Origin of the sequence: Shewanella corallii, from assembly GCF_023349125.1 — a bacterium.
GTDB classification, from domain to species: Bacteria; Pseudomonadota; Gammaproteobacteria; order Enterobacterales; family Shewanellaceae; genus Shewanella; species Shewanella corallii.
The window spans coordinates 181,896-196,077 of record NZ_JAKIKT010000007.1 but is presented as its reverse complement, the minus strand read 5'-3'; the positions used below and the strand labels follow the sequence as shown (position 1 = coordinate 196,077).

12 protein-coding genes are annotated in these 14,182 nt (G+C 51.7%); 11 read left to right on the top strand and 1 reads right to left on the bottom strand.

The window, feature by feature from the left end:
- The first annotated feature begins 169 nt into the window (after positions 1-169).
- The 11 genes from L2725_RS17105 to L2725_RS17055 all read left to right on the top strand — a co-directional run bounded on the left by L2725_RS17105 (position 170) and on the right by L2725_RS17055 (position 12,698).
- A complete protein-coding gene (locus L2725_RS17105; RefSeq protein ID WP_249250191.1) occupies positions 170-1,777 on the top strand; it encodes a carboxyl transferase domain-containing protein in 1,608 nt (535 codons plus the stop codon).
- A gap of 13 nt (positions 1,778-1,790) precedes the next feature.
- On the top strand, positions 1,791-2,621 hold the full coding sequence (locus tag L2725_RS17100; protein ID WP_249250056.1) for an enoyl-CoA hydratase-related protein: 831 nt from the start codon (positions 1,791-1,793) through the stop codon (positions 2,619-2,621).
- On the top strand, positions 2,611-4,683 hold the full coding sequence (locus tag L2725_RS17095; RefSeq protein WP_249250054.1) for an acetyl-CoA carboxylase biotin carboxylase subunit: 2,073 nt from the start codon (positions 2,611-2,613) through the stop codon (positions 4,681-4,683). Before L2725_RS17100 ends, L2725_RS17095 begins: the two co-directional genes overlap by 11 nt.
- Positions 4,673-5,563 carry a hydroxymethylglutaryl-CoA lyase gene (locus L2725_RS17090; RefSeq protein ID WP_249250052.1) on the top strand — a complete coding sequence of 297 codons (891 nt, stop codon included), beginning with the start codon at positions 4,673-4,675 and terminating at the stop codon, positions 5,561-5,563. Before L2725_RS17095 ends, L2725_RS17090 begins: the two co-directional genes overlap by 11 nt.
- A gap of 76 nt (positions 5,564-5,639) precedes the next feature.
- Complete coding sequence (locus tag L2725_RS17085; protein ID WP_249250050.1) at positions 5,640-6,350, top strand: CoA transferase subunit A; 711 nt, start codon at positions 5,640-5,642, stop codon at positions 6,348-6,350.
- An 11-nt stretch (positions 6,351-6,361) separates the two neighbouring features.
- A complete protein-coding gene (locus L2725_RS17080; protein ID WP_115137876.1) occupies positions 6,362-7,018 on the top strand; it encodes a CoA transferase subunit B in 657 nt (218 codons plus the stop codon).
- 174 nt (positions 7,019-7,192) lie between these two features.
- Positions 7,193-8,488: a patatin-like phospholipase family protein gene (locus L2725_RS17075; protein WP_249250049.1), complete on the top strand. Its 1,296-nt coding sequence runs from the start codon at positions 7,193-7,195 to the stop codon at positions 8,486-8,488.
- Positions 8,489-9,163: 675 nt separating this feature from the next.
- Positions 9,164-9,475: a hypothetical protein gene (locus L2725_RS17070; protein WP_249250048.1), complete on the top strand. Its 312-nt coding sequence runs from the start codon at positions 9,164-9,166 to the stop codon at positions 9,473-9,475.
- A gap of 95 nt (positions 9,476-9,570) precedes the next feature.
- Positions 9,571-9,996, top strand: a complete 426-nt coding sequence (locus L2725_RS17065) for a hypothetical protein (protein WP_249250047.1) — start codon at positions 9,571-9,573, stop codon at positions 9,994-9,996.
- 254 nt (positions 9,997-10,250) lie between these two features.
- On the top strand, positions 10,251-10,718 hold the full coding sequence (locus tag L2725_RS17060; protein ID WP_249250046.1) for a rhodanese-like domain-containing protein: 468 nt from the start codon (positions 10,251-10,253) through the stop codon (positions 10,716-10,718).
- A gap of 327 nt (positions 10,719-11,045) precedes the next feature.
- Positions 11,046-12,698 carry a winged helix-turn-helix domain-containing protein gene (locus L2725_RS17055; protein WP_249250045.1) on the top strand — a complete coding sequence of 551 codons (1,653 nt, stop codon included), beginning with the start codon at positions 11,046-11,048 and terminating at the stop codon, positions 12,696-12,698.
- Positions 12,699-13,354: 656 nt separating this feature from the next.
- Here L2725_RS17055 and L2725_RS17050 read toward each other — a convergent pair.
- Positions 13,355-13,843: a hypothetical protein gene (locus L2725_RS17050; RefSeq protein ID WP_249250044.1), complete on the bottom strand. Its 489-nt coding sequence runs from the start codon at positions 13,841-13,843 to the stop codon at positions 13,355-13,357.
- Positions 13,844-14,182: the final 339 nt, after the last annotated feature.

The window sequence follows — 14,182 nt, the reverse complement described above, 5'->3', positions numbered from 1 at the left end:
AGCAAGAATGTTCAGTTCAGTCCGCCCCGCCAGCCTTAATCGTATCGAGCTGGCCACGGCGGTCACCCGAAACAAGCAAGCGAAACAAATAAAAGAACAAGCAAGAAACCGAGCAACGACCATAGAAGAGCGCCGGCAGCGCCGGCCTCCATTGCAGAAGGATGCTGTTGTGGTGCAATTCAACTCCCGTATTAATCCGGCAAGCAGTGAGTTCAAAGCCAAGGCTGCAGATATGCAGACTCTGGTAGATGACTTACAGCTGCAGGTTCATAAAATCATGCAGGGCGGCGGTCAGGCCGCGTGCGAACGTCATCTGGCCAAGGGCAAATTGCTCCCCCGTGAGCGTGTCGAGCGCCTGTTGGACTCAGGCTCCCCCTTTCTGGAAGTGGGGCAGTTTGCCGCCTTTGAGGTGTATGGCGAAGAGGTGCCTGCAGCCGGTGTAATAGCCGGGATCGGCAAGGTCAGTGGCGTCGAGTGCATGATTATCGCCAACGATGCCACGGTTAAGGGCGGCACCTACTATCCGCTGACAGTGAAAAAGCACTTGCGGGCTCAGGAGATCGCCGAGCGCTGTCACCTGCCCTGCATCTATCTGGTGGACTCAGGCGGTGCCAACCTTCCCCGTCAGGATGAAGTGTTCCCCGACAGAGATCATTTCGGCCGTATCTTCTTCAATCAGGCGCGCATGTCCTCTAAAGGCATTCCGCAAATTGCCGTGGTTATGGGGCTGTGTACCGCAGGTGGCGCCTATGTGCCCGCTATGGCTGATGAATCCATTATCGTTAAAGAGCAAGGCACCATCTTCCTGGCCGGCCCGCCATTGGTGAAAGCGGCCACAGGTGAAGAGGTTAGCGCCGAAGAGCTGGGCGGTGGCGATGTGCATACCCGTATTTCCGGTGTTGCTGACCATCTGGCCCGCAATGATGAGCACGCACTGGAGCTGGCCCGTCAGGCGGTCACCCGGCTGAATCATCAAAAGCCACTCTCGGTTGAGCTGAAACCTGCCAAAGCACCAAAATACGATATCAATGAGCTGTACGGCATTGTCGGCACTGACCTGAAAAAGCCCTTTGACGTCAAAGAGGTGATTGCCCGTTTGGTGGATGATTCAGACTTTGATGAATTCAAAGCAAACTATGGCAATACCCTGGTGTGTGGCTTTGCCCGCATTCACGGTTACCCGGTTGGCATAGTAGCCAACAACGGCATTTTGTTCTCCGAATCTGCCCAGAAAGGCGCGCACTTTATTGAGCTGTGCTGCCAGCGCAAAATCCCCCTGCTGTTCCTGCAGAACATCACCGGCTTTATGGTGGGTAAGAAGTATGAACATGAAGGTATCGCCAAGCACGGCGCCAAAATGGTAACCGCTGTGTCCTGTGCCACTGTACCCAAATTTACCGTGTTGATAGGCGGCTCCTATGGGGCGGGCAACTATGGCATGTGCGGCCGTGCCTTTGACCCCACCATGATGTGGATGTGGCCCAATGCCCGCATCTCAGTGATGGGTGGCGAGCAGGCTGCCGGGGTACTGGCCACGGTAAAACGTGATGGTCTGGCCCGCAAAGGCGTTCAGTGGAGCGAGCAGGAAGAGCGTGAGTTCAAACAGCCTATCGTCGAGCAGTACGACAAAGAAGGTCACCCCTACCATGCCAGCGCCCGTTTATGGGATGACGGTATTATCGACCCGGCTCAAACCCGCGAAGTGGTCGGTCTGGCGCTGGCCGCCTCCTTGAATGCACCGATTGAAGACACCAAGTTTGGTGTGTTCCGTATGTGATCTGAGGTGCAGCATGAATTATCAATACATAAACACATCGTTAGAAAATGGCATTGCCACGCTGACATTGAGCCGCACCGACAAGCACAACGCCTTCGATGAAGTCATGATAGGCGAAATGATTACGGCAATCGATGCACTAGCAGCCCAAGCCGTTAATACTGGCGATTGCCATCTGTTGGTACTGAAAGCCGAGGGTAAACACTTCAGTGCCGGTGCAGACCTCAACTGGATGCGCAAACAGGCAGCTATGGACTTTGAGCAGAACCTGAGTGACGCCAAAGAGCTTGCCTCATTAATGCATAAGCTGGACACTTTTCCCCGTCCGACCCTGGCAATGGTTAATGGTGCCGCGTTTGGCGGCGCACTGGGCCTTATCTGCGCCTGTGATATCGCTATCGCCGCTCCCAATGCCAGCTTTTGTCTGAGCGAAGTCAAACTGGGATTGATCCCTGCGGCCATCAGCCCCTATGTGCTGCGCGCCATGGGCGAGCGTCAATCCCGTCGCTATATGCTCACGGCTGAACGTTTTGATGCACACGCCGCACTGGAGTTGGGCGTGGTTCATCAACTGGCCGATGATTTGAATGCCGCTGAAGAGGCCATGACAGCGACACTTATCGCCAACAGTCCTCAGGCAATGCAGTGGTGCAAGCGCCTTGTTGCCGCGCAGCAATCCGGCGAGATAACGCCGGAAGTGATTAACTACACCAGCGAGCAGATAGCGCGCATCCGGGTATCCGAAGAGGGACAGGAAGGGCTTAACGCCTTTTTCGACAAACGCCAACCAGCCTGGACCCAGGTAAACCTTCAGTCATCAGGAGACGGCAAGCATGCTGACTAAAATCATTATCGCCAACCGCGGCGAAATTGCCTGCCGCGTTATTCGCACAGCCAGAACCATGGGGCTGAAAACAGTTGCCCTATACTCTGACGCCGACGCCAAAGCCCGCCATGTAGAAATGGCAGATGAAGCCTTCTACCTTGGCGGCAGCGCCCCCAGCGAGTCTTATTTAAAAGGCGACCTTATTCTTGAGATTGCCAAAAAGTGCGGCGCCGATGCGGTTCACCCGGGTTATGGCTTCCTGTCGGAAAATGCCGAATTTGCCCGCGCCTGTGAGCAGGCCGATATCCGTTTTGTGGGTCCGGGCAGTGATGCCATTGATGCAATGGGCAGCAAGAGTGCCGCCAAAGCCATTATGGAAAAAGCTGGCGTACCACTGGTGCCGGGCTATCACGGTGATGACCAGAGCGATGAGCTGCTCATCAATGAGTCGAAGCGCATCGGCTATCCGCAGCTGATCAAAGCCGCCTTCGGGGGCGGTGGTAAAGGCATGAAGGTGGTGGAGTCTGAAGCCGAAATTATGGAGGCCATCGGCTCCGCCCGTCGCGAAGCCCTCTCCTCTTTCGGCAATGACAAGCTCCTGATTGAACGCTATCTGAGAAAGCCGCGCCATGTTGAGGTGCAGGTATTTGCCGATACTCATGGCAACTGTGTTTACCTGTCAGACAGAGACTGCTCTGTGCAGCGTCGTCACCAGAAGGTGATTGAAGAAGCACCTGCGCCAGGACTGTCTGATAAGCTGCGCAGGCAAATGGGTGAAGCCGCTGTCGCCGCAGCCCGTGCCATCGATTATGTGGGTGCCGGCACAGTGGAGTTCCTGCTGGACACTGAAGCCAGTGATGACAGTTTCTTCTTTATGGAGATGAACACCCGTCTTCAGGTTGAGCATCCGGTGACCGAAATGGTGACAGGTCAGGATCTGGTGCGCTGGCAGCTTCTGGTGGCGGCAGGTCAAACGCTTCCCCTGGAGCAGGATCAGATCCAGATAAGCGGCCACGCCTTTGAGTCACGCATCTATGCCGAAGATCCGGCCAACAACTTCCTGCCCGCCTCAGGCCTGCTTGAGTTCCTGAGCGAACCGACCGAAAACCAGCATGTTCGTATCGACTCAGGTATTCGTCAGGGAGACGAGATCAGTAACTTCTATGACCCTATGATCACCAAATTGATCACCTGGGACAGCGACAGGGAAAGCGCCCTCGCCCGAATGGCCAATGCGCTGGATGAATACCTGATCACCGGGCTCAAACACAATATTCCTTTCCTGGGACGTATTTGTCGGAACCAGGAGTTTAAAGACGCCATTCTGTGTACCGATTTTATCGACCGCCACCAGGATGAACTGCTTGCTGACCCCAAGGCAGATATCAAGTCCGCCCTGCCGGTTGCAGCGCTTTATCGTCTGCTGAAAAACCAGCAGGAGCAGCCAGGGTTTGCCCATGAGCCAGACTCTCCCTGGCAGGGATTCAGTGGCATGCGCCTCGGTGCAGCCAGTCGCTTTGATGTGATGCTGATGGACGATAACCATGACATTCATGAGCTGAGGCTGACCAAAGTCGGCAGCAACTACCTGCTTGAGTTAAACGATCAGCAAATCACAATCCAGGGAGAGCTCACCTGCCTGCACTCTGGAGCCGAGCGCCTCACCTATACCCTGAACGGTCAAAAGCAATCGGTGACTATTGCTCAAAAAGACAGTGACTTTACCCTGTTCCTGCCCGCGACAGACTTGACTAAAGAGTCAGTACAAAGCCTGCATTTCCGTGCGGTCAAAACCCACAATGACGATGCCGATGATGGCCATGACAACCCACTCAATGCCCCAATGAACGGCACTGTGGTGACCCATCTGGTGGACGTTGGCGCACAGGTTGAAAAAGGTCAGGGCCTGATGGTGATGGAAGCCATGAAGATGGAGTACACCATCGCCGCCCCCGGTGCAGGCAGCGTGAAGGAGTTCTTCTTCGCCCCGGGCGAACTGGTCAGCGATGGCGTACTGCTGCTGGAGTTCGACTCAGCTTCTGACGCAAACGAAAAACCGGAGGTCGCAGATGCGTCCTGATAAAGTCAGTCTGTTTGAAGTGGGCCCAAGAGACGGCCTGCAAAACGAAAAGAGTGTACCTCTGGCCGACAAGATTCAGCTGGTAAATAGTCTGGCTGATGCCGGTGTCAAACGCATCGAAACCGGCAGCTTTGTCTCTCCCAAATGGGTACCACAAATGGCCGACAGCAGCGATGTGTTTGCCGGGGTCACACGTCATGCGGATGTCAGCTACAGCGCCCTCACGCCTAATATGCGGGGACTGGAAGCGGCGCTTGACGCCAAAGCCGATGAAGTGGCGGTATTTGCAGCCGCGTCTGAGGGTTTCAGTCAGCGCAATATCAACTGCTCTATCGAAGAGTCGATAGAGCGCTTTATCCCATTGATAGAAAAGGCAAAATCACTCAACCTGCCGGTGCGTGGATATGTCTCCTGCACCCTGGGATGCCCCTATGATGGTGAAATCCCTGTCAGTGAAGTCGTACGCGTGTCTGAAGTTCTTTACAAGCTGGGCGTTTATGAGATCTCTTTGGGTGACACCATAGGCGTTGGCACCCCGGACAAAGCCCGTAATATGGTGCAGGCAGTATCAGCCAAAGTCCCCATGGAAAAGCTGGCACTGCACTTTCACGATACCTGGGGACAGGCGTTGGCCAATATCCATGCCTGCCTGGATCTGGGGGTGAGCACTATCGATACCTCAGTGGCAGGTTTGGGCGGCTGCCCCTACGCTAAAGGTGCCTCGGGCAATCTGGCTTCAGAAGACCTGGTTTACATGCTGCACGGTATGGGCGTAGAGACTGGAATAGATCTGCAAAAGCTGGCCGCAGCGGGCCACAAAATCAGCCAGGCTCTGGGGCGACCATCAGGCTCCAAGGTGGCACAGGCCATGGGCAGCTGAACGACAGAACCGTTAGCGCATTTGATACAAGAATAACGACAGTGGTGAAGCGCCACTGCAAACAAAGGAGTGAACTATGGCAGGACTCAATAAGGTCGTCGGCAGCTATGAAGAAGCGCTGGCAGGTCTGACTGATGATATGACCATTATGGTCGGAGGATTCGGCCTGTGTGGTATCCCGGAAGGGCTGATTGCCCGTATGGTTGAGCTGAAAGTCAAAGGCCTTATCGCCATCTCCAATAACGCAGGTGTGGATGACTTCGGTCTGGGCCTGCTGCTGCAAAACCGTCAGATCAGCACCATGATCGCCTCCTATGTGGGCGAAAACGCCACCTTTGAGCAGCAGATGCTCAGCGGTGAACTGAACGTTATCCTGACACCACAGGGCACCCTGGCAGAGAAAATCCGTGCTGGTGGCGCAGGTATCCCCGCCTTTTTTACAGCCACAGGTTACGGTACCCCAGTGGCCGAAGGCAAAGAAACCCGTGAAATCAAGGGCCGCCATTATGTACTGGAAGATTCCCTCACGGCTGATTTTGCTCTGGTTCGCGCCTGGAAAGCCGACACCATGGGTAACCTGGTATTCCGTAAAACTGCCGCCAACTTCAACCCTATGATGGCCACTGCAGGCAAAATCACTGTGGTCGAGGCCGAAGAGATAGTGGAGCCGGGTGAACTGGACCCAGACCATATCCATACCCCGGGCATTTATGTTGATCGGGTAATTAAAGGCACCTTTGAGAAGCGTATCGAGCAGCGTACCATCAAGCAGACAGCTGAGGCATAAGGAGAGGCGATATGGCACTGACAAGAGAACAATTGGCCCAGCGTGTTGCCCAGGAACTGCAAGATGGCTTTTACGTCAATCTGGGGATAGGCATTCCCACTCTGGTGGCCAACTATATTCCCGATGGTATGGAAGTGATGCTGCAGTCAGAAAATGGCCTGTTGGGGATGGGCGAATTTCCCACCGAAGAGACAATAGATCCGGACCTTATTAACGCAGGTAAGCAAACCGTTACCGCAGTCAAAGGCGCGTCTTTCTTCTCCTCAGCCGAGAGCTTCGCCATGATCAGAGGCGGCCATGTGGACCTGACGGTACTGGGCGCGTTCGAAGTGGACGTCAACGGTTCAATTGCTTCCTGGATGATCCCGGGCAAGCTGGTGAAAGGCATGGGTGGCGCCATGGATCTGGTGGCTGGTGCCGACAATATTATCGTCACCATGATGCACGCTGACAAAAAAGGGAACTCCAAGCTGTTACCCGAATGCCAACTGCCATTGACCGGATACGGCTGCATTAAGCGGGTATTGACCGACCTGGCATTCCTGGAAATCAAGGATGGCGCTTTCCATCTGATTGAACGGGCACCGGGTGTCTCGGTCGAAGAGATTATCGAGAAGACCGCAGGTAAACTTATCGTCCCTGAACATGTGCCGGAAATGCAGTTTTAGAAAGTATGAGCTGATAGGTTAATCGATGCCAAAAACCACCCTTTCGGGTGGTTTTTTTGTTTGGGGTATTAGTAGATTCAGGCGAAATACCACACTTTTCAGTCATTCCAACTCGTAAAGAAGTATGTGATCTTGTAGCACGTTACTTACGTTTTCAGGGCTAAGGATGGATATATGCAAGATGTTGATACTGCAAGTTGGATCACCCGCGCCAGGACCCAGGCAGACATGGAGATTGCCAATCGACAGGAGCAGCTGAAGGACAAAGTCTTCAGTCATATCGTCGATGACGACGGCAATCAGTATGTGGATCTGGTGATGGAAGGGGGTGGCATGTTGGGTATTGCTTTGGTGGGCTTTACCTATGTACTTGAACAGCAGGGGCTGAGATTTCGAAAAGTCGCAGGAACCTCTGCCGGAGCCATCAATGCACTGATGACCGCAGCACTGGACGTGCCGGGAAAACCCAAAAGTCAGAAGGTACTGGAGATTCTGGACAGTACGGCTTTTGATGAGTTTATGGATGGACCTGACTATGTCAAAAAGGTGATCCGCAAAGTGCTGAACAAGGACTCGGGCTGGAGTTATGTGTGGAGTGCCCGCAGCCTCTACAAAACCTTTAGACAGGTTCAATCCACTCTGGGGCTGAATCCTGGTAACAGATTTCTCGAGTGGGCCACAGAGATCCTCAACGAGCATGCGGTTTATACCGTGGCCGATCTGGAGTCGAGAGTAAACAGCTTTCCTCCCCTGTACATCTGTACCTCTGAGGAGGCAGGTAAAATCCCGTCGGCGGATGCCGCCAGTGGCGCAGTCGCCCTGATAGCCACAGATATCACTACGGAAAGCCGGGCGGTATTCCCCAAAGATGCACCACTCTACTGGCAGGACACAGAAGAGCTTCATCCCGCCCACTTTGTCAGAGCATCCATGTCAGTGCCCCTGTTCTTTGAGCCTATGGTGGTTAATCAGATCCCACAGGGGAAAAAGGCGATGCACCTGTTTGAGGATCTTCGCAATATCAAAGCCCATCAGTTTAAATATCAACGACCACCCGAGCAGGTGCGGTTTGTCGATGGTGGCATGGTGTCCAACTTCCCTTTTGATATCTTTCACCTGGCCCGGGCTTCCAGACACGCCCCCAGAGCCCCCACCATAGGGGTCAAGCTTGAGGATGATGTCTATCAGCACAACACGGATACGTTTCTGCAGTATCTGGGCGCTGTGGTGAACACTTCACGCCGCATGTTTGATAATCACCTGAGGGTAGTGCACTCAGCGGACTATGATGAACTGGTCAGTAATATTCCCATTAAGCCCGAGATTCAGTGGCTCAACTTTGAAATGCCGCCAGAGCATAAATATGACCTGTTTATGTCGGGGGTCGATACGGCCCTCAACTTCCTGCAACGATTTGAATTTAATGACTATCTACTCAATGTCAGATTGCCTTTGATGCAGCAGCATTGATACAGCCTCTCTGGTTCAGGCCTGTTTTCACAGGGCCTGAACCAAAGCGCAAAATAGCAGCAGACTCATTGCCGCAATCGCTTTTCTGCATTGGATGTACAAGGCCAACATGGGTAACGTGCACGCACCATTTACCAACCCCCATATGTTTTGCAATTTTCCCAGAAAGAAACCGGTTTTTATACCAACTTCATTAATAGTCTTATCATTTCAGAGCGCGTCAGGGATTCTGATTCAAGGCGCATTGATTGACTAAGGGTGGCCCCTTTAAGAGCAATGCAACACAGAAGCAGGATGCCTGACACGCTCACGCAGTGCGGGGGTCAATGCACTTGATACTGTGTTGAGTCGTCTTGACATAGAACCACTATGACTTCGTCAACTCGCCTTGTCTCAAGCGCATTGAACTCCCGCTGAAGCTGATTAACTATTAACTGAAATTGGTATTAGATTGAACTTGTCATCACAGTTACCCTGCTCGCCATCATTGCGGTAATCGCAGCGCCAAAGTTTATCTCTCTGTTCGGTGAAAGCCACAGCGCACAACTTAAGGGCAACAGCGCCCGAATCGCTGAATTTAACCGCCAAATTCATAGTCTGAGTCAAATCGAAGGCATTGGTGATCTCAGTGAATGCCGTTACGACTGCAATGGTCACCCCAACTGGGATAGGGAAATGGGCTATTTCTACGTCACCATCCAGGGCACGCGTCTCTACGTGGCCAATGGCTATCCTATTGCGTCGGCATCCAACCCTGTTATTCAGAACAACTTCCGTAAGCTAACCGGCTTAACAGAGGGTGACTGGCTGATACTCAGCCAGCCCGGGACAGGTGCCAGATTACTGCTCCCCACCACCCTGGCCTTTGCAAAAGCTCAAATTCAGGCGGGTGAACTCAATTGTCATATTGTCTATCGCTCCCCCACGGCCAGCTTTAACTATCAGCTTTCGGCAGAAACCCGGGACTGCGGTAACCTGCGCAGCTGACCTTCCCGTGTCTTTCTGGCAAGTTATGCTTATACCTGAACAGGAATTGAGCTGACCCGGGTCTGATTAATAACCCGAACCGACCGGAGAGATTTATGTTGCCCCAGCACAGCAGTCAGATTTTCAGATTGACAGCGATATTCAGCATGATATTTGCGCTTATCGGCTTCTCATACAATGTATGGCGTATGGAGGTCACTGAAGAGAATGCCACCGTTCGCAATGCCGCCTTTGAAGTCCTTAAAGAAATTGCGGAGCTGGAGCTGATTGTGTATACCGCCCACTATGACAAGGACATAGTCACAGGCAACCCCAGAAAGGGCTGGGTAAAAGTGGGACTAATCCAGGACCTGGCCCTGCTGATGCCTCAGGATGCTCAGCAGGCGGCAACCAATATCAAAATGGTTTGGCAGGACAACTGGGCCGACATGAGTAACCACAATCAGTCAGCCATGGCAATCGTCGACTCATTGGATGAAGCCAGAGCACAAATTCGTCTGGTGGTCGCCTCGCTGGAATAAGCGAGACAAGGTTTGCAACTGTAAAAACCTGTTAAAGCTTAAGCAACCCAAAAACTGTCTTAAGCGAGATTCACCTGAGGCTAAATAATTTTCGGTTTTTTATAGATTAAGAATTCTCAAATCCAGCATTTCAGTTGGCAAAACTTCTTAAACTTTTTTCACATCTTATGTCCGGGGAAAGTGTGATCCCCATCCATTGAGCAAACTCCAACATGGTCATAACCTGATAGCGTTGACTTACCAAAGGAATGACGATGAAACTGAAACACCTGTCTTTACCACTGATTGTGGGTCTGACTCTCACCAGTGCCAGCGCGTTGGCTTATGATGCCAATCTGGCTAAAAGCTATCAGCAACAGTTCGCCAATGTAGAGGGCGCTGCTGCCGGTAAAAATCTGGGGCTGATGAGTCCTGCCGCCTTTGTCGAAGCGACCAAGGCAGGTAAAGAGATGGTGGCTTTGGATATTCGTACCCCTGCGGAGATGTCAATCTTTGGCCTGGCTCTGCCTGATAGCCTGAATATCCCTGCCAATCAGGTATTTGAAGCAGAGAATCTGGCCAAACTTCCCACCGACAAACCTATTGTGGTGTTCTGCAAATCCGGCGCCCGGGCTACCGCTCTGGGAACCGCACTGCGTCACGCAGGCTTTGACAATGTGAAGATTTTAAAAGGTGGCTTCAAGGGACTATCAGCCTACATGGGCCCTAAAGAAGCCAACTAATTGCGTAATTGCTCTTTCTCCAGGTGATCCATTTGGATTTTTCGGCAGCCCTTGTGGCTGCCATTTTTTTGTCCAGCACAGCCAGGACGGGAGAGAATAAAAACTCAGCAATTGCAGCACTGGCAACCCGCTTTGGTTGCAGATACCAACAATGAAAGCACAAGTTATATCAAGGGGTAATGATCGCCAAATTAACATTCGTTAGTCTGCCGGAGAGGATCTCAGAACCCAAATTTAATCCTTTAATGTAAATTTAACAGGCGTATAGTCAGCCCTGCTCCATTTCTTAGGTTATCGAACCAATCTCTCACCTCGTCGGGTACATACATGATTGATTTAAGATATAAAATCAATGATCTCATCCTGCATACCAGTGAAGGCAAACTCTGCTTCATGGACAGGAAGCTTTGTATCGAGCCCCGACTGGTCAACCTGCTCAGCTTCTTTGCCCGTCACCCTGACACTGTATTTTCCCGTGAAGAGCTGATCCAGGCGGTATGGGATGGTGCAATTGTCACAGAGCAGGTGGTCACCCAGTCTGTTTTTGAACTGAGAAAACTGCTGGCAGAGTGTAATCAGGCTGGCATCATCACCACTATCCCCAAAAGGGGCTATAAGCTGAGTGCGGATGTTGAAGAGATTCATGTCCACGACCTTTCCTGTGAGTGCGAACATCCAACGACAGAGGCCTGCGTCGCACCGCTCCATGAAATGCGGTTTACCGCCGCCGAGCCAGCCCACTCCAGTGTGCGCATGCATCAACCCGCTGCAGCACTAAACGCAAAACATCCAGAATCCGACATCGGCGAACAGCAAAACTCCCGGCATACAGGTCATATTGCCCCCTTCCCCGCCGGCCCAATGAGCCGTGCACTCAGCAGTCTGAGCGAAGATGAAGGCAAGCCGCTGCTGCCCAGTATTGCCTCCATGGCCAACACTCTGGTGAATCGTCTTTTCGACACCATTATGCTGCTGGTGTTGGTGGCGATTGTCAGCTATCTGACCATTTATCAATCCAGTCATCAAAACATGCCTGAACTGGATAACCAGCTTATTGCCATCGAAGCTCAGTCAGATACCAGGGCACCGGACCAGATGGGTCTGCTGGCCTATGGCATCAGCAAGCAGTTACAAACCAGTGTTGAACAGTTCAGTCAGTACCGCACCCGTTACCTCAGTGGCAGCCCACAAACCCCGGGCAAGCGTTTAATAGTGAGTATTAATTACAGAGACGACGGCACCTATCTCACGGTGCGCCTTTACAGCCATGCCACTGAGCGGGATATCTACCAAAGCAATGAACTGCTGACCGGCGAGAACCTGGCTCAGGTGATTAAGCATACAGAGTTTGAATTGCTGGATGATTTGCATGTCACCCTGACCGAATCCCAGCGTCAGGCTTTACTTTCGTCGCTGCCGGCAGATGAGACCTCAGCTAAAACTCTGATGCTGGCACGCTATTTCCTGCAGCAACCTGAGCCTGTGTTGATGGACAAAGGCATCGCCATGTTGGATGAGCTTATTGCCAAACAGCCTGCCAATGGTAAAGCGATCGCACTGAGATACATCAGCTACGCACAGATGCTGGCCTTGACCAATCAGGCCTCCGAAGACAAAGCAATCGATAACAATGTGCTGCGTAACTACGGCCAGGCGCTGACCGACTATATGCAGCATCATCCGGCGTTGGATACCCCTGAGTACTGGGACGCTATTGCCCTGCAGGCTCTGATACATGGTAAAGACACCACAGTACGTACAGCCCTGGCACACAGCCACCAGCTGCTGGGGGACTACACCTCTCTGGGCTATATCATCCTGGGCAAGTTGTCGGAAAAGACCCACCCTGTGATGGCCAGCGAAGCCTTCAGTCAGGCGTACTATCTGGATCGCAGTGAACGGACCTATTTACTCTGTCAGTCACTGGTTCATCACAGTGAGCTCAGTCAAAGTGCCCCTGTACTGGCGAAGCTGAATTGAGTGTTAGCTAAGCTGAATTGAGGCCAGCTAATCACCTCTTGTGAATGGGTTTGGCGGAATGGTCAGGTTTAGCGGGATTCCCTAGCCGCTGTGCAGAAGGTTTTAAAGCGAAGCTGACGCTATGGCGAGATGAGTTAAACAAGTTTCCCTGCAAGAAAACATTCCAAATGTTTTTTGCTCACCTTTGGGGGGGTCAATTTGACCCCCGTTTTTTTGCCTGATTGCGTCAGGCGGTGACGCTTTGTTTTGCCAGGCTTCGCTTGCCGAGATTAATTAACAAGCTGCGCTTGATCGAAATCGAAGCCAAATGCATCCCTGCACAAAAGCCAGTTCGGCATCCTTGCCTCTCGCTCGTTAGCCTATTTCTTCGCAATACTCGCCCAAGGCTTCACCCGGGTCAGGGGTATTGCTTGTCCAATACCCTAACAACCCCTAGGACACCCCAACCAACGCTGACAACTCCTCGGCAGCGTTGGACGGGGACGAGGTGCAATCTTCAAATTCCGTGTATAAAGCGTAGGGACAGAAGTTAGTTTGATATCTCAGCTCTGGCGGAATCAACCATCGAGTGAGTAGTGCCAAAGTTACGATTTCTAGAACAGCGTTAGAGCAAGACGGCCCCTTATACAGATATGCCTGCCCCACTTTCTGCCATATTATTCGCACTTTAAAAAGCTAACCGAACCATCGCCATTTATTTCTAACTTATAGAAGTACAATAATAACTGGTCAGTGTAGTTTGATATATTCTCAGAGTGAGCTGCAATCAAGTATTTTCGTTCTTTATCTATTGCCACAAACTCAGAAGATTCTTCATAAAGTTCAAACGCGTCAACAATATTAGTCCCTTTCTCTACTCTAATGCTGATCCATTTATCAAATGAATCAACAGAAGATAATAACTCAATATCCCCACTGCTAAACTTATTGATCTTACTCCACAGAAGCCCTGATGCCTGACTGGCTATGTCAGAAAAATTTCCCTTTATATCTATGTGTGCAAACCCTTTGTAAAGGCCCGTTGTTGGCCTCCAATATGACAAGATTTCACCATCATGAGCTTTAACATCACCCAAGTAATCAATACCTGGGTAAGATGACAGATTGTTCTTTAAGTCTGATATATCCTCAGGGCTATATGGCATAGTTACTTCCTTTTACCTCTTTCATCTCCTGGCTTTGAGCCTAAGACGATTCTTAAATGACAATGATGCCTATCAAGGTCGGCAGATTTTTCAACGTAACCATCATGCCCTCTTCTCATTAGATCGTTAACCCTGCCGATTCAACCCAAGATAGAGGAGTTTATACATATTGCCAGCGATTCTGCCCGCCAGACCTATAGGGGCCGATGTAATACGTCTACTTGTAATCGCGCTGTTGTACTGCCAAATGCATATAATCTCTGGAGCCACTCCTGCTATTGCCACCTTAACTGGATAACCTGCCAGTAGAGAAACCTTTGGGTCAACCCGCGACTCGTT

Bases quoted from the DNA above. Each gene is read 5' to 3' on its own strand.
- L2725_RS17095 (WP_249250054.1), top strand. From the start codon at position 2,611: ATGCTGACTAAAATCATTATCGCCAACCGCGGCGAAATTGCCTGCCGC.
- L2725_RS17090 (WP_249250052.1), top strand. From the start codon at position 4,673: ATGCGTCCTGATAAAGTCAGTCTGTTTGAAGTGGGCCCAAGAGACGGC.
- L2725_RS17055 (WP_249250045.1), top strand. From the start codon at position 11,046: ATGATTGATTTAAGATATAAAATCAATGATCTCATCCTGCATACCAGT.
- L2725_RS17060 (WP_249250046.1), top strand. From the start codon at position 10,251: ATGAAACTGAAACACCTGTCTTTACCACTGATTGTGGGTCTGACTCTC.
- L2725_RS17075 (WP_249250049.1), top strand. From the start codon at position 7,193: ATGCAAGATGTTGATACTGCAAGTTGGATCACCCGCGCCAGGACCCAG.
- L2725_RS17065 (WP_249250047.1), top strand. From the start codon at position 9,571: ATGTTGCCCCAGCACAGCAGTCAGATTTTCAGATTGACAGCGATATTC.
- L2725_RS17070 (WP_249250048.1), top strand. From the start codon at position 9,164: ATGGGCTATTTCTACGTCACCATCCAGGGCACGCGTCTCTACGTGGCC.
- L2725_RS17085 (WP_249250050.1), top strand. From the start codon at position 5,640: ATGGCAGGACTCAATAAGGTCGTCGGCAGCTATGAAGAAGCGCTGGCA.
- L2725_RS17080 (WP_115137876.1), top strand. From the start codon at position 6,362: ATGGCACTGACAAGAGAACAATTGGCCCAGCGTGTTGCCCAGGAACTG.
- L2725_RS17100 (WP_249250056.1), top strand. From the start codon at position 1,791: ATGAATTATCAATACATAAACACATCGTTAGAAAATGGCATTGCCACG.
- L2725_RS17050 (WP_249250044.1), bottom strand. From the start codon at position 13,843: ATGCCATATAGCCCTGAGGATATATCAGACTTAAAGAACAATCTGTCA.